The organism is Flagellimonas alvinocaridis, assembly GCF_004916895.1.
Lineage (GTDB): Bacteria > Bacteroidota > Bacteroidia > Flavobacteriales > Flavobacteriaceae > Flagellimonas > Flagellimonas alvinocaridis.
Map to the genome: position 1 here is coordinate 66,773 of NZ_SNTZ01000005.1, position 16,329 is coordinate 83,101.

Below are 16,329 nucleotides of genomic sequence, written 5' to 3' on the forward strand. Positions count from 1 at the left end.
TGTCAGTTTCCGAACCTATAATTTTTCAAATTTTTCGCCATTCCATTTGTAAAAACTTCTAGAGACTGAATGATTTCCAGTTTCATAACTTTCCTGTACTGTATTTTTTAGTTTTTCAATCGCCTCATTGTCATTTGAGCCTGTTATGAAAACTAAATCCCGATTTGGTATTGCGATAACAATTTCACCATCCACATCAAAATTCTCCTTCGTCCAGATACTGGTCATTAACATAAGGCTCACTTCATAGTCTCCACCAGCTATTAATCCAAAATTTCCGTTCTCCCCAACTGTCTCAATTTTCGGCACAATATTACTAAGGTTGTTCACTGAAAATTCCAAGAGTGAATCTCTGGCGATTTCTAATTTTTCAAATTCCTCCTGATTAAAATAGTTGATGTTGTTGTCTCTGTCTTCAGCATAAACGATAATCAAATCTTCATTGTAAGGTTCCCAAATCAATTCTGGAACTTTAAAATCTTCATAAGTGGAATTTCCAAGCGTTTTTAGCTGCTCAAAATAGTCACTCGGTTTAATTACTGGAACAATTCGGTTAATATCGATTTCTTTGCTTTTTGTATAAACACCTGCCGATGCATTGGTGTATTTTTCAATAATATCATCCAAATCATTGGGGTCCAGCTTGTATTCACGATAGGAATTGTCCAAATAATGAGTTACTGATTTCCCTTTTCCATAACTGGCTTTAAGGACAAGAGGTTCTTTGATTTCATAAATTACTTCAGGATATTTTTTTGAAATAATCTTAAAATACTTTTTTGTGTATTGAGCTTCATTTAGAAACTTTGGCTGCGAAGAACAACCAGAAATAAAAAGTCCAAACATAAGGTAGAGCAGTTTCTTCATTTTATTGAAAGTGTTTTGTCTATTTCCCCTTCCCCCGCAACTTTTTCACTTCTTCTACTGTAAGGCCGGTGATTTCGGAAATGGTCTCCACGTCCATACCCTTTGCCTTCATCTGCCGGGCGATTTCCAACTTTTCCTTTCGTTGCGCCATGGCGGCGGCCTCTTTTTTGTAGCGTTCCTTGAGCACGTAGTTGGGCACGTACTGGGTGCTTTCGGCCAGTTCTTCCATAAGCCCCATGTTCTTAAAGCTCACGTAGCTCTCGGTGGTAATGATCAAGTGGTCCAGCACCTCGGTGTTCACAATAATGCCCACTTGTATAAGGCGGTCGGTGATGTCCTTGTCCACCTCGGTGGGCACCAGCTCGCCAGATGGGTGGTTGTGGCACAGAATGATCTTTACGGCCCTTTTCTGGAGCGCCAGGCTAAAGACCTCCATGGGTTCGGCCAGGGCGCGGTTCACCGTGCCCAGACTGATCAGTTCTATAAAGAGGATGCGGTTGTTGTTGGCCAGCCCGATGACCCAAAAGTGCTCGCGGTCCTGGTCTATCTTGTCCTCACGCAACAGAATGCGCTGCATGATGCCATAAATATCGAAAGCGTTGAGGATTTTGATCTTTTCGGCTTTGGTGAGTTTAATGTCCATGTTCTAAAGATAGCATTTTGTAGGATTTGGGTTTGGGGGAAGATTTGTGTTTTATCCAGATTGACAAATAAACTTTATGTTCATTTTCTTTATGAACTCGAAATCGTCAATCCAATCAACCTTCATGTTTTCGCAAACGTGAGGGATTTTGATCTTCGTTTGCTTTTTAAAGAAGTCCTTTGTCTCCTTAGTGACCACAATGGCTTTTTCTTTGATTGCGTGTGCAATTACCCAAGGGTCGGCTAAAGAGTGAATTCCATTGCTGGATACCAAGAATTTATGTTTCGGGTTCGACTCATAAATTTGTTTAAGGCAATGGGTGACCTGGTCATCAATTTTTTTGATAGGAATGTCACTCTTTTTGAGCCATTCAAAGAGATCGTCTTCTCCTTTTTTGATTTCTTCATAAACTAGTTCGGGGATGAAAATTATACCTCTTCGTCCTAGTTCGTTAAGTACATCCCAATAGGATGGACAAATTTCTGGAGAGTAATATTTCTGCCATGCCTGAATAAGAATGTTGGCATCTATACAATATACTGCTTTCTCGTTTTCGAACATCACGTAAGCAGTTTTTCAAATTTTGAGAATTTGTTTGTTTGTGTGTTCAGAAGGTTGCTGGCAATTGAAGGCTGCAAAGAGCCATTGTTGAAAGTGTCCATAACGATTCTAGTGAATAATTTACTGTTCTTGGCTAAGCGAAGTAAATAAGTGTCTGGCCCACCTTTTCTTTCTTTTTGTTTTTCTTTTTTGATCCTCTCCTTCTCTAAAAATTTTTCAAATTCCTTTTGGACATCCAATTTTAACTCTTGATATTCTGTATTGGAGATTAAATTTAAGTTCAAGGCTCTGACCAAAAGAGCAAAAGAGCTGATACCAAGTTCTTTTGCCTGTTTGAAGACTTTATTTTGAGACTCGAAAGTATCTTTGCCTAAATGCATGATAATTTCTCTAGGCATTAAAGCACTGGCTGCAACTTGGTTGCAGAATAATTCCACAGGATGGAATTTTGATTTTGGTTTGTCCGTTAAATCCATATCAGTCTCATTGGATATTCCTGATTTCGCTATCCATATATGTGCTAATTCATGGACTAAGGTAAAAAGCTGAGGAGCCTTCCAATTATTTTTTGAGTTGACAAAAACAAAAGGAGCAAACTTGTCTGCAATTGCAAATCCTTGTATTAAGTCATTGTTCAGTGTTAATTTTGAATGAAGGTAACCTGCACGGGAAACAAATATTCCTGCCATTTCTGCTTTCTCAATCCATTCATTTATAGGTGTTTTTTGATAGTTGGCAGGATTGATTTTGAGAGTGTTCAAGATGTTTTGCGCAATAACTTCAGGGTTATCTTTCATTGTGTATTTGCCTACAAAGGGCAGAACTTCTTCTCCAATTTCCTCATAGAGCTCACTAATCCAACTCTGTTTTTCTTGGATATCTCGAATAATGAACAAGGATGCCGTATCCAGTTCTAGGGAATCATTTCTGCGATAATCTTCCAAAGGATGGAAATCTTTAGGAACTTCTGGTAGGAATAAAAGAGAAAATGGCCTTCTAAAATACTTTGCTAAGATTTTTGCTTGTCTTATGGTAGGGAAATCATTTCCTTTTTCCCATGTCAAGTATCTTTCAGGCGATACGGAAGATTTTTTGGCAGCATTTTCCACAGAGATTTTTGCAGACTCTCTAGCCCATACTAAAACATCAGCCGTTATAAATGCTTTTTCTACCATTGCTTATAATTGCAAAATAATAATTTTTGGAGCTGATTGCCATGAGGTTATAAATGACAACTAAGACCCAATATACAAATTATTATAAATCAATGCGCCTCCAACCAGTTCTTGCCCACACCCACTTCCACATCCAAGGGCACGGAGAGTTTATAGGCGTTTTCCATTTCGGCCTTAATGAGTTTTTTCATGTCCTCCAGCTCAGGTTTGTAGCAATCGAAGACCAATTCATCGTGCACCTGCAACAACATCTTGGTCTTGTACTTTCCTTCGGAAAGCTTTTTGTGGATGTTGATCATGGCAATCTTGATGATGTCCGCCGCACTCCCCTGAATGGGCGCGTTCACGGCGTTTCGCTCCGCAGCGCCACGCACCACCTGGTTCCCGGCGTTGATGTCCTTTAAATAGCGTCTTCGGCCCAAAATGGTCTGCACATAGCCATGGTCCCGGGCAAAATCTATCTGCTCACTGATGTAGTTGCGCAGTTTGGGATAGGTCTTGTAATAGGTGTCAATGAGGTCCTTGGCCTCGGTACGGCTCAGGTCCGTTTGGTTGCTCAACCCAAAGGCCGATACCCCATAAATGATCCCAAAGTTCACCGTTTTGGCGTTGCTACGCTGTTCGCGGGTCACTTCCCCAATCGGCACATTGAATACCTTGGAGGCCGTGGAAGCGTGGATGTCCTCTCCGTGTTTAAAAGCGGAGATCATGGTGTCCTCCTCGCTCAGGGCCGCAATGATGCGCAACTCTATCTGCGAGTAATCCGCGGCGAGCAGCACATAGTTTTCATCCCGTGGGATAAAGGCCTTGCGCACCTGTCTCCCCCGTTCCGTACGGATGGGAATGTTCTGCAGGTTGGGGTTATTGCTGCTCAAACGGCCTGTGGCGGCCACGGTCTGCATGTAGTCCGTGTGTACCCGGCCCGTTTCTTTCTGTACCTCGTTGGGCAGGGCGTCCACATAGGTGCTCTTGAGTTTGGCCAGTCCGCGGTAGTCCAACACATTTTGGATGATCTCATGGTCCTTGGCCAGATAGGAGAGCACGTCCTCCGCGGTGGAGTACTGTCCCGTTTTGGTCTTTTTGGGTTTGTCCACCAGTTTCAGCTTGTCAAAAAGGATGTCGCCCAACTGTTTGGGAGAGGCAATGTTGAACTGCTCCCCGGCCTGCTCGTAGATGTTCTTTTCCAGTTCTGCAATGTCCGTCTCGAGGGCAGTGGAGAGGTCTTTTAGGTAGTCCTCATCCAGATTGATGCCTTCCCGTTCCATATCGGCCAAGACGCGGAGCAGGGGCACTTCAATGTCTTCGAACAGTTTGTCCGTATGGGCTTCTTTCAGTTCCGGGGCAAAGTGCAGCCCCAATTGAAAGGTGATGTCGGCATCCTCCACGGCATATTCCGTTTGTTTTTCCAAAGGCACCTGCCGCATGCTGAGCTGGTTCTTGCCCTTTTTGCCGATGAGCTCGGTAATGGAGACCGGGGTGTAGTTGAGGTAGGTCTCTGCCAGTACGTCCATGTTGTGGCGCATATCAGGGTTGATGAGGTAGTGGGCCAACATGGTATCGAACAGCTTGCCCTTGACCTCCACGCCATAATTCTGCATCACCTTGATGTCGTACTTGAGGTTTTGGCCCACCTTTTCAATCTTTTCCGATTCAAAGAAGGGGCGCAATTTTTCAATGAGGGGCATGGCATCGTTTTTCCCTTCGGGAAAGGGGACGTAAAATCCCTTGCCGGGCGACCAGCTAAAGGCAATCCCCACCAGTTCGGCCTCCAAGGGGTTGATGGAGGTGGTCTCCGTATCAAAACAGACGGTGGGCTGTTTCAGGAGCATTTCCAAGAACAGTTCCATGCCCAAACCATGTTGCACGGTCTGATAAAAATGGGGCACATCGGCAACGGTCTTTCGGCCGCTATGGTCCTTGATGGTGGCCGCAGCCTCGGCGGGGTCGCCCCCAAAAAGGGTGAATTGACCGCTTCCGGCCACTTTGGCCTCCTGTTTGGCGGTTTCGGTGCTGGTCACGGGAGCGCTGGGCTCAGCTTCCCCGGAGAATATTTTAATAAACTGTTCCTTCAACCTACGGAACTCGAGTTCCTCAAAGATTTCCTGTACTTTTTCGGAATCGGGAGGGCACATCTCGTAATCCTCGGCGTGGAACTGCACATCACAATCAATTTTGATTTCGGCCAATTGGCGTGACAAACGGCCGAGTTCGGCGTTTTCCTCCACTTTTTCTTTCATTTTGCCCTTGAGCTTGTCCGTGTTGGCCAACAATCCTTCCAAGGAATCAAAGTCTTCCAAAAACTTCTTGGCGGTCTTGTCGCCTACACCGGGCAGTCCGGGAATATTGTCACTGGCATCGCCCATCATTCCCAGATAATCGATCACCTGTTCCGGACGTTTCACGCCGAAGCGTTTCTGTACTTCGGGAATGCCCCAGATTTCTATGCCGTTACCCATTCGTGCCGGGCGGTACATAAAAATGTTCTCGCTCACCAATTGCCCAAAATCCTTGTCCGGGGTTACCATAAAGACCTTGTAATTTTCTTTTTCGGCCTGTTTGGCTATCGTCCCGATAAGGTCATCGGCCTCATATCCTTCCAACTCCACAATCGGAATCTTCATGGCTTTAAGAATATCCTGGATGTAGGGCACCGCAATGCGGATGGCGTCCGGGGTCTCGTCCCGGTTGGCCTTGTAATCCTCAAAGAGTTCGGTGCGCTCCACACTGCCACCCTTGTCAAAAGCTACGGCCAGATGATCGGGCTGTTCGCGTTTGATCACATCAAAAAGGGAGTTCACAAACCCCATGATGGCGGAGGTGTCCATCCCTTTGGAATTGATCCGTGGGTTTTTGATGAGAGCATAATATCCCCTAAAAATTAAGGCGTAGGCGTCAAGTAGAAAAAGTCGTTTTTGTTCGGACATATTATTTTCAATGGTCAATTAACAATGTTCAGTAAGCAATTATCAATAAGCAATAATGCAGTGATCAATTAGCAATAAGCAGTTTTTAAAAGTACGAATTGCGGTTTAATAGAAGCAAGAAACTGGAACCAAGAGTCAAGACATCTTGAATCTAAAAGCGCAGCGGTCTTGTTTCTAAAGCACAGCGGTCTTGTATCTCCTACGACTTTTGATAAAAACTGCTCACCTGCCTGTTCTCGTGGCCGTTTTCGCTATACTCGCGATAGGTGAACCCAGGATGTACGCAATAGCCTCCTGTTTCCCCATTCTTGTTGATGGCCAGGAACCCAATTTGGAAATCCTTGCGGCCCTCATTTTTTTTCATGATGCGTTTTACACCCACCTCGCAAGCTTCTTGGGGGCTCATGCCTTGTCGCATCAATTCCACGATCAAAAAACTGCCCACGGTACGGATCACCTCTTCGCCAACTCCGGTGGCGGTGGCACCGCCCACTTCATTGTCCACGTACAATCCAGCTCCGATAATGGGGGAGTCGCCCACACGACCAGCGACCTTATAGGCCATTCCACTGGTGGTACAGGCCCCGGCAATGTCCCCGTTGGCATCAATGGCCAACATGCCAATAGTATCGTGGTTCTCTATGTTGATGGTAGTCTCGTACTTTGAAGTCTTGAGCCATTCCTGATATTGTTTTCGGGTACTTTCGGTGAGCAGGTCCTCTTTTTGAAAACCCTGCTCGTAGGCAAACTTTTCGGCACCCTTACCCGCTAAAATAATATGGGGGGTTTCTTCCATCACTTTTCGGGCCACGGAAATGGGATGTGCGATGTTCTGAAGGTAGACCACGGAACCGCAATTGCCGTCCTTGTCCATGATACAGGCATCCAAGGTTACGTTGCCGTCACGATCAGGGCGCCCCCCTTTTCCAACCGTTTCGTTAGTCACATCGGCTTCTTCTATCATGACACCCTGTTCCACAGCATCCAAAGCGGAGCCTCCGCTGTTCAATACTTCCCAGGCTTTGGCGGTGGCATTGCCAAAGTTCCAGGTGCATACCGCAATGGGTTTTACGGCTTGGATGGGAGGAACGGTTTCGGGGGCCTTATTTTCATCTTTGCATGAGGCCAATACGGGAACTGACAGCAATCCTGCAGTGGTAAGGCTTGAATTTTTAAGGAATTTTCGTCTTTGCATTGAAGGGTTGTTTATTTTTAGGTTTTAAAGATAGGAATATGCTTGTAGAAGTTTGTGCCAATTCGTTGGAATCGGCATTGAATGCCCAAAAAGCGGGGGCGGACCGTATTGAATTATGTTCGGAACTGGGGGTTGGTGGGGTGACCCCATCCCATGGTTTACTTGAGCTGGTCAAACAAAATCTACAGATACCCATCCATGTGCTCATCCGTCCCCGTAGTGCCCATTTTACCTATTCCGATGCTGAGTTTGAGGTGATGAAAGCGGATATTGTACAATGCAAAAAAATTGGAGTTCAGGGTATTGTATCCGGGGTGCTTTTGAAAGATGGTACTTTGGATGTGGAACGGACCCGGGAACTGGTCACCTTGGCTAAACCGCTACATTTTACGTTTCACCGTGCCTTTGAATGGATACCCAATCCGCTTGTGGCTTTGACTGAATTGGAAGCCATGGGCGTGGATACCGTTTTGACCTCGGGAGGAGAAACATCGGCCGAAAAAGGTATCAACCATCTTGAAGCATGGCAGCAACAAACTTCGATGACCATCATGGCCGGGGGTGGTGTGGCACCACAGAATGCCCCAATGTTTAAATCAATAGGTCTGAGCGCGATACATTGTTCGGGAACTTCTTTTGGAAATTCAGCAGATGTTGCTGGGAAAATCAGTATGAATTCTTCTAAACATTTAGCAGAGGATGAGGTGGCGGTAACAAATGAGGTAGTTGTTCGTCGTATTGTTCAAGCCGTTAAATAAATCCAAAAACCCTATTTTTTAGAAGTTTAGCAATAGTTTTGCAAAAAGAAATCGCATGTCTCGTCTTATCATCATAGGAATTCTATACGTTGTTTTGGCCATCTATGGCTTTCAGGCCTTTAGGACCTTATTTAAAAGTCCTTGGATGCATTGGGCCTACGGAATCCTATTTCTTGGAGCTTTGTTGTTCTTGGCCATTAAGGTGATTGCCTATGTGCCGGGTGAAGGATTTAGGGGGACCATAGCTGTAGCTGCTGGTATTTTTATGGCGTTTTTTCTTTTGGGATTGGTACTTGGTTTTTTTCTGTTGCTTGAGGATGTAGTTCGCCTTGTAGCATTCGGTTATAACAAAATTGTGGGTGGTACTCCGACTGAAACCGGTTATTTTCCATCCAGACGAAAGTTTCTGAGTGGTTTGGCCCTAGGCTTGGCCGCTATACCTTTTGGTGCCATGCTGTATGGAATGTATAGGGGAAAGTACAACTATCAGGTCCTGAAATATGAAATGGAATTTGATGATTTGCCTGAATCCTTTGATGGGTATCAAATCACACAAATATCCGATGTGCACAGCGGTAGTTTTGATGATGCCAAAAAAGTGGCCTATGGGATTGACCTGATCAATGAGCAGAAAAGTGATGTTATTTTCTTTACAGGGGATTTGGTGAACGATAAGGCGTCAGAAATGATTCCTTGGAAAGATGTATTCTCCCGGTTGGAAGCGAAGGATGGTAAGTTTTCAGTCTTGGGCAACCATGATTATGGCGATTATACTTCTTGGGATTCAGAAGCAGCGAAAGCCCAAAACTTGGAAGATCTTAAGACTTTCCAAAAGGAAATGGGATTTGACCTTATCTTAAACTCAAATCGATTTTTGGAAAAAAATGGGCAGAAGATTGCCTTATTGGGTGTTGAGAACTGGGGCCGTGGTGGATTTAAGAAGGCCGGTGATCTTCAAAAAGCCAAAGAAGGTATTGCTAGTGATGACTTTAAGATATTGTTGAGCCATGATCCATCGCATTGGGAAGATGTGGCTCTGCAGGATGATTACCATTATCATTTAACGCTAAGTGGGCACACCCATGGGATGCAGTTTGGGGTTGAAATTCCCGGTTGGGTAAAGTGGAGCCCTGTTAAATGGAGGTATAAGTATTGGGCGGGACTGTACAAAGAAATGGGGCAGTTCATCAATGTTAACCGTGGTTTTGGGTTTATTGGCTACCCCGGTAGGTTTGGTATCTGGCCAGAAATTACCGTGATTACCTTGAAGAAAAGGGGTATGGCCTAAAACGAGTCCATGTCAGAAAGGTGATTCTTCAGTATCGCTAGGCTTGTAGACTTTTATACTAGCGAATCAATTTGTATATTTGGGATAATGGCCATTGTTTCAGGGCATTAAAAAAAATCTCGCTATGATACTCAGAACACTTTTCGTAATGTTACTGTTGCTGGGCAGCCCTTTTTTCTATGGATATGGGAATTCAGCAAACCCATCTTTTTTTGAATTTGGATGCCTTACCTTGGACGGTTCCCTCTCAGATAGCACCAGGGTTGCGAGGGCTGCATCTACACCAGTTTTGGAAAGCCCATTTTATGTAGCGTTTTTTCCAGAGGGCGGGCAACTTGTTAACGGACACCTCAACCAGGTTGCTTTTAAGGTTATGGACGCCAATGGTGTTGGATTGGAAGTGTCCGGAGAAATTAGAGAGGACAATAACATTAAAGTGCGCGATATCGCCACCACCAAACTGGGGGTAGGCAAGTTTCAATTGTTGCCCCGAAATGGTATCGCCTATAAAGCATTCATCCATCACAAAGGAAGATTCCATGAGTTTGAGTTGCCCAGAAGCAATGCCGAGGGAGTGGTAATGCAAGTAATAGAGCATCCAAACCGTTTTCAAATTAATATAAGTTCTACCTTTCGCCGGGGTATCGATGGTTTTTTATTTGTTGCGGAGCAGCGACAAGGGACAATCCTACATTCCAATTTAAAAGGTCAGGAGTCAGGGGCCATTGTTACACTGCCCAAAGAAGATTTGCAACATGGGGTTGTGCAGCTTACCCTTTTCAACAATTTGGGCGAAATGATCAGTCAGCGTTTGGTGTTTCATAAACAGGAAGAAACTGTTTCCAAAGTGCAGTTGCTACCCTCCAAATCGGAATTCGGGCAGCAAGAGAAGGTGAGTCTGCGCATCCATCTAGCCCCTTCTATTGATGAAGGTAGGGGAAGGGCTTCTCTTTCGGTCATTAAGGTGGATGAACCAAGTGCCCCAGCCTCACAAAATTTGGATTTTCAAGATGACGAGGCCAAGCAGCTTTTGGATATACTACTGATGACCAAAGATGTTCGAACCTATGGTTCTTCATTGGGGACATCTTCCCATTTTTCTGGAAAGAGAACCGTTTTGGAAAAAGGAGTAACCCTTAGTGGAACCATCAAAAAATCAGTAGATCACCAATCTGTTCCGGCTTTGGTGTCCCTCTCCTATAAAAATGACGATGCCATTGGTTATGATCAGGTTCAAACCGATGAAAATGGAAGATTTGAGTTCCGAAATCTGGATTTTCCTGATACCACCATGGTTATCCTGCAAGCCAAAAAATTGAACATGGGTCCTCATAAAAAAGTAAGTAAAGAACAGCAAACGTCAGATGTTTTCATTTCATTGGACAATGTGGGGCATCAGCAGGTGGCTGTGGGCGAGGCAATGAACGAATTGTTCCCAAACTTAAACCTTAACGAGGGTAAGCGGAACATCCAAGGCGATAGCAAGGAAGTTTACACCTTGGATGCCGATGACCATACCATAATCCTTGAGGAAGTAAAGGTGGAATCAGATGAGTCCAAGAAAAAAGAATATTATGCGAAGCGTCGATTATTGATAAAGGATCCTTCGCATACGGTAGACTTTGATGAGGTTCCTAAAACCCTTATTGGAAGTGGGAGTTTGCTCAATGTCTTGCAAGGGAGGTTGCCTGGGGTTTCAATTCGTGGTAATGCAATATATCTGCGGGGAAATAGTTCTTTAAAAGGGAACAATCAAGCGTTGATTTTGATTGACAACATGCCTACGGATAGCTCGGCGGTCTTGGGACTGAGTCTCCATGAAATCGATTTTATAGACATTGTTAAAGGGCCCAGAACGGCCATTTATGGAGCGCGGGCAGGTAATGGCATAGTGGCCATCTACACCAAAACCGGTGTTCAAAAGCAAACCGAAAAGAAAACCAAAATCGCCATTCTTAGCTTTAAGCATCCAGGATTGGTGCAAGCGGGCCAAAATACTTCCGAGAAAAATAAAACCAAGAAGGCAGATGTACTGTTTTGGAATCCAGACGTAGTTTTGGACAAACCTGAAACGACGATTTCCTTTAACACAGCTGATGCCGCGGGTACCTATCAAATTGTGTTGGATGGTGTCACTCCAAGTGGCGAACCACTTTTGGCACGAACATATATCGAGGTGAAATAATGCCAATAAATTTCAGTAGTGCGAATGACAAAAATGATATCCATTGTATTGTTGATGGCTTGTGTGGCCTTGTCTTGGAGCGAATGGACTCCCCAAGAAAATGCACCCGATTGGGTCGAAAATTTTGATGGTTCAAATGGATTGGACACCACAAGATGGTCTAAAATTCCCAGAGGAGGAGCAGACTGGAATCGTCGTATGAGCGATTATGATAGTTGCTATGCCCTGCGGGATGGTAAATTGGTCCTCAGAGGAATCAACAATACATCGGTGCCTAGTGATACCGCCAAGTATCTTACTGGCGGAGTGTATACCAAGGATAAAGTAGGATTTGGTTTGGGTCGTTTGGAAATAAGGGCAAAGCTAAATAGCGCCACTGGTGCATGGCCTGCATTTTGGATGCTTGGGCAAGGAAAGAAATACCCCGGGGGAGGGGAAATTGACATTATGGAACACCTAAACCATGATGATATGGTCTACCAGACCGTTCATTCCACCTATACCATTGATTTAAAAATCAAGGATAATCCCAAGCACTATGGAACAGCTTCCATCAACAAAGATGGATTTAATATATACGCTGTTGAAAAATATCAGGATAGTGTAGTGTTCTATGTCAACCATAAAAGAACGTTTGGTTATCCAAGGATTGAAACGGACAAGCCCGAACAGTTTCCGTATGCGGATGGTGACCATTATCTTTTATTGGATATGCAGTTGGGCGGTAGTTGGGTGGGGAAGGTAGATGCATCGGAATTGCCTGTTGAGATGGAAATCGATTGGGTGCGATTTTATGCTTTTGAATAGCGGATTGCCCAAACCAATCATGTTCAAGAGTAATGTTTAACGTGAATTTAACGAGCGTCAATGTCCTAAAGCGTTGACTTGATGTAAAACTTTAACAATTTTTCTTACTTTTGGCTAGTAAACCAGAGAATACATATGTCTAAATTTGGTGAACTCATAGATTTAAAGGTCCCAGTGTTGTTGGACTTTTATGCAGAGTGGAACGAACAATCCACTTCCATGCACCCAGTTCTACGCGATGTGGCTGCAGCCCTCGGCGACAAGGGAAAGGTAATAAAAATTGATGTGGACAAAAACAAGGAATTGTCGCAAGCCTTACGAATAAAGGGATTGCCCACGTTGATGATTTACAAAAAAGGAGAAATGGTCTGGCGACAGAGCGGCGAACAAGACGCCAATACGCTCATCGGCATACTCAACGAATATATTTAAGCGAGGTTTTCACCTCGCTTTTTTTATGGTTGTTCCACTGCTACGGTATCTTCAATAGCTTCTATGGTGTCTAGGGAAATAGAGTCTTCCAAGTCGGGGTTGATTTCCAAGGCAGGTTCCTCAAAAGCATCTTCTTCATCACCCATAAACTGTGAGAATTTGTCAATATAATCATTGAAAATCAAGGTTTCTGATTCGGCCAATTCCCTATCCTTGTTCTCGATAAGAATGTCAATGTTTCTTCTGTACGCCTGCATGTCGGCCAAGATGTCTTCAATCCTATCATACTGCTCATCCAAAGGTGCTCCTGCATAGTATTCCAGACGTTCTTGATAAATCTTTTTCAACTTTTCAAATAATGCCCTGGCTTTCTCCGTATCGCCCACTTTGTAGTAGCCATCCACAAAAGGTTCCACAAATGCGTAGAAACCGTATTTGTCTACAGGCATATTGGTCATGGTAAGCTCAATTACTTCACGAGCCTTGTCTATTTTGTTTTCCGCAATCAGGGTCTCCATTAATCTAGCCAAATTGCCCCTAAAGGATAGGCCTTGGGAACGGGTTTGCGGGTCATGGTAGATCTTGTCGCTTCCAGAATTTCCCCAATCCCATTTTTTAACGATGTCAAACATGAGGTCGCTATCTATCCTTCCCATTTCAAAAGAGTTTCTACTCTCGGTTTTAATGGGGACCAATTTATAGACCAGTCCATCCAATTGAAGATAATCTTTCATCCAGATATATTCTGCACTATCAAAGCTACCTCCTGAAAAGTATATGGGACGTTTCCAGTCATTGTTCGCAATGAGGTCCAGCATTAAGATTCTGTTTTTTGGAAGGGCGCTTTGCGGCAGATCTATATCAATGTAATCCAATATCAAAGCAGAGTCCTTTTCTTTTACAAGACCGCTTTCCAAAACATTCTTTTTATTTACGGGGATGCGGATTTTGTTCGTAGGATAATAGACAATGTCCAATGTGCTCTCAGGATATTGGCTGATATCCGCACCCCTACTTTCCATAATATGTCTGTACTTGGTTTGCGGCTTATCGCTGCCCACCCAATTCATAAAGTCCTTGATGCTCCACCGATTATCCGTTACATTTTGATAGTAGATGGCATCCCGTGTACCATAACGGTATTTGTCATGGGTTAGTTGAGAAGGAATAGGATCGCTCTCATAGGCTTTTCGTTTCATTTGGTCTATGTACCAATCGGTGGCAAATAGGCTGGTGTTCACAACTCGAACATCGGTACGGTACTGCTCTATTTCCTGCACGTACCAAAGTGGAAAAGTATCATTATCGCCAATAGTGAACAAAATACCCCCAGCATCTTCTTGACAGCTATCTAAATACGCTTTTGCAGTGGATTGGGCTGTGTAACGTCCAGTACGGTCATGGTCGTCCCAGTTTTCAAACGCCATCAAAAGAGGAACGGCCAAAATACAAAGTGTGGTAATCAACGGAGCGGCTATCTTGGCAGACAACAGTTTCTTGAATTCCTCAAATAGACCATAGACCCCTATTCCTATCCAAATACAGAAAATGTAAAAAGACCCCACTAAAGAATAGTCCCTTTCCCTAGGCTGAAAAATATAGGGATTGGTGTAGAACTGAATGGCCAGTCCAGTAAATATGAAGAAGACAAACAATACCCAAAAGTACTTTGGGTTTCTAGAAACAAGGAAAACAATCCCAATGATTCCCAAAAGTAGCGGAAGGAAGAAATAGGTGTTTCTGCCTTTATTGTTTTTCCATTCAGTGGGTAGGTTTTCTTGGCTTCCCAATTGCATGCTGTCCAAAAAGCCAATGCCACTGAGCCAATGCCCATTTTCATCATATCTGCCTTGGACATCGTTTTGTTTACCTACAAAATTCCACATAAAATAGCGCATGTACATATACCCAAACTGGAACTCAAAAAGATATCGTAGGTTTTGGCCAAGAGTAGGTGGCTCTACTTCAATGTACTCACCAAACTCACGTAAAAACCGAATGTATTGTTCAGTATCCAACTCCCCTTGCGAATAGGCAGTTTTAAATTGGTTTACGGCTTCCCTAAGATCATTGTTGGAAATGTATTCGGACTTGATACGGAAATCCAGGGCGCCAAAGTAGCGCATGTAATTTTCTGCGTGTTGGCCACTCCACATTCTGGGAAGGAATCCCACATGTTTTGCGTTGGGTCCTTGAAGAGCACCTTTGTAATGGTTTACAATAACGTACTTACCTAGTTGTAAATCTTTTTCATATTTGGGACTTTCGTCCTTGTCTTCTCCAGCCGGGGCAAATGCATCGGAGTAATACGCTCCATAAAATGGACTTTCCACACCGGGATATTGCTCACGATTATAATAGGCCAACAGTGCCCGGGCATCAGCAGGGTTGTTCTCATTTACCACGGTCTTTGCATTGGCTCGAATGGGCAACATCAACCAAGAAGAAAATCCAAGTAAAACAAACATGAGGCACAATACAATGATGTTGCCTGTATAAAAATGGTGTTTTCGGGTATAGCTCAGTCCAAAATAGAAAGCAGCGATAAAAATCAATCCCATTATGATTGTTCCCGAGTTAAAGGGCAGCCCCACTTCGTTGATAAAGAAGACTTCGCTCCAACCAAAAAGCTTTAAAACATAGGTAAGGGAGAATTTGTAGACCAAGATCAAAATAGTCACCACGGCAATATTGGCCAGCAAAAAATTCTTAACGTTGGTTTGCTTATACTTTTTAAAATAATAAAGCAATCCTATGGATGGAATGGCCAAAAAGCCCATAAACTGGATTCCGAAGGTAAGTCCGATCAAAAAGCAAATCAGTAGTAGCCAACGATGACCTCTCGGGTCATCCAAATTGTCGGTCCATTTTAATCCCAGCCATAGCAATAAGGCCATGATCAAGCTTGCCATGGCGTAAACTTCGGTCTCTACGGCATTGAACCAGAAACTATCTGAAAATGTAAAGGCCAAAGCACCGACAAGACCACTACCTAAAATAGCTATGGCCTGACTATTGCCAATGGATTTGTTCTTTACAATAAGCTTCCTGACTAAATTGGTTATGGTCCAAAACGTGAACAATACTGTAAAAGCACTGGAAACTATGGATACGGCATTGACCATTAATGCAATCTTTGAAGTGTCCCCAAAGGCAAACATGGCAAAAAAAGCACCTATCATTTGTAAAAGTGGTGCTCCAGGAGGGTGGCCCACCTGTAATTTTGCCGAAGTGGAAATGTATTCCCCTGCGTCCCAAAAACTTCCTGTAGGTTCAACGGTCAGGGCATAAACAATAAAGGCTATGGCGAAGGAAGTCCATCCAAGGATGGTGTCCCATTTTTTGAAGTCTTTTGCAAACATATTGGATGGTGGTTAACCAAGTTGTGGCGAATTTAGTAAATATAGAAGAGACGATTGGCCATTTTTGGAAAAGCTTTAACAGGATAGTGCGGAAAAATAGCAGCTAATCTTGCTAAAATATTTGTTGAAACC

General features: G+C 43.8%; 12 protein-coding genes. 5 read left to right on the plus strand and 7 right to left on the minus strand.

The genetic code is table 11. The annotated features are described in order from the left end of the window. Positions 1-15: 15 nt before the first annotated feature. The 6 genes from EZV76_RS11385 to EZV76_RS11410 form a co-directional block, all read right to left on the minus strand. The gene (locus tag EZV76_RS11385; protein ID WP_136566687.1) at positions 16-867 is read right to left on the minus strand and encodes a DUF1444 family protein; all 852 of its coding nucleotides are present in this window, start codon (positions 865-867) and stop codon (positions 16-18) included. Between the two features lie 19 nt (positions 868-886). Then, positions 887-1,510 carry a JAB domain-containing protein gene (locus tag EZV76_RS11390; protein WP_136566688.1) on the minus strand — a complete coding sequence of 208 codons (624 nt, stop codon included), beginning with the start codon at positions 1,508-1,510 and terminating at the stop codon, positions 887-889. Between the two features lie 51 nt (positions 1,511-1,561). Continuing rightward, a complete protein-coding gene (locus EZV76_RS11395; protein ID WP_136566689.1) occupies positions 1,562-2,071 on the minus strand; it encodes a DUF4411 family protein in 510 nt (169 codons plus the stop codon). Next, positions 2,071-3,246, minus strand: coding sequence for an XRE family transcriptional regulator (locus EZV76_RS11400; RefSeq protein WP_136566690.1), 1,176 nt, complete (start codon positions 3,244-3,246; stop codon positions 2,071-2,073). The genes EZV76_RS11395 and EZV76_RS11400 overlap by 1 nt, the downstream gene beginning before the upstream one ends. 89 nt (positions 3,247-3,335) lie before the next feature. Next, the gene (gene polA, locus EZV76_RS11405) at positions 3,336-6,170 is read right to left on the minus strand and encodes a DNA polymerase I (protein WP_136566691.1); all 2,835 of its coding nucleotides are present in this window, start codon (positions 6,168-6,170) and stop codon (positions 3,336-3,338) included. A 199-nt stretch (positions 6,171-6,369) separates the two neighbouring features. Further along, on the minus strand, positions 6,370-7,365 hold the full coding sequence (locus EZV76_RS11410) for an isoaspartyl peptidase/L-asparaginase family protein (RefSeq protein WP_136566692.1): 996 nt from the start codon (positions 7,363-7,365) through the stop codon (positions 6,370-6,372). Positions 7,366-7,403: 38 nt separating this feature from the next. Between EZV76_RS11410 and EZV76_RS11415 the strand changes: the two genes are divergently transcribed. The 5 genes from EZV76_RS11415 (at position 7,404) to EZV76_RS11435 (ending at position 12,835) form a co-directional block, all read left to right on the plus strand. Further along, positions 7,404-8,123 carry a copper homeostasis protein CutC gene (locus EZV76_RS11415; RefSeq protein WP_136566693.1) on the plus strand — a complete coding sequence of 240 codons (720 nt, stop codon included), beginning with the start codon at positions 7,404-7,406 and terminating at the stop codon, positions 8,121-8,123. 55 nt (positions 8,124-8,178) lie between these two features. Then, positions 8,179-9,411, plus strand: a complete 1,233-nt coding sequence (locus tag EZV76_RS11420; RefSeq protein ID WP_136566694.1) for a metallophosphoesterase — start codon at positions 8,179-8,181, stop codon at positions 9,409-9,411. Between the two features lie 124 nt (positions 9,412-9,535). Continuing rightward, positions 9,536-11,596 carry a TonB-dependent receptor plug domain-containing protein gene (locus EZV76_RS11425; RefSeq protein ID WP_136566695.1) on the plus strand — a complete coding sequence of 687 codons (2,061 nt, stop codon included), beginning with the start codon at positions 9,536-9,538 and terminating at the stop codon, positions 11,594-11,596. A 24-nt stretch (positions 11,597-11,620) separates the two neighbouring features. Next, positions 11,621-12,403, plus strand: a complete 783-nt coding sequence (locus EZV76_RS11430; RefSeq protein WP_136566696.1) for a glycoside hydrolase family 16 protein — start codon at positions 11,621-11,623, stop codon at positions 12,401-12,403. Between the two features lie 135 nt (positions 12,404-12,538). Beyond that, positions 12,539-12,835: a thioredoxin family protein gene (locus EZV76_RS11435; protein WP_036382448.1), complete on the plus strand. Its 297-nt coding sequence runs from the start codon at positions 12,539-12,541 to the stop codon at positions 12,833-12,835. 23 nt (positions 12,836-12,858) lie between these two features. Here EZV76_RS11435 and EZV76_RS11440 read toward each other — a convergent pair whose 3' ends face one another. Further along, the gene (locus EZV76_RS11440) at positions 12,859-16,197 is read right to left on the minus strand and encodes a glycosyltransferase family 117 protein (protein WP_136566697.1); all 3,339 of its coding nucleotides are present in this window, start codon (positions 16,195-16,197) and stop codon (positions 12,859-12,861) included. Positions 16,198-16,329: the final 132 nt, after the last annotated feature.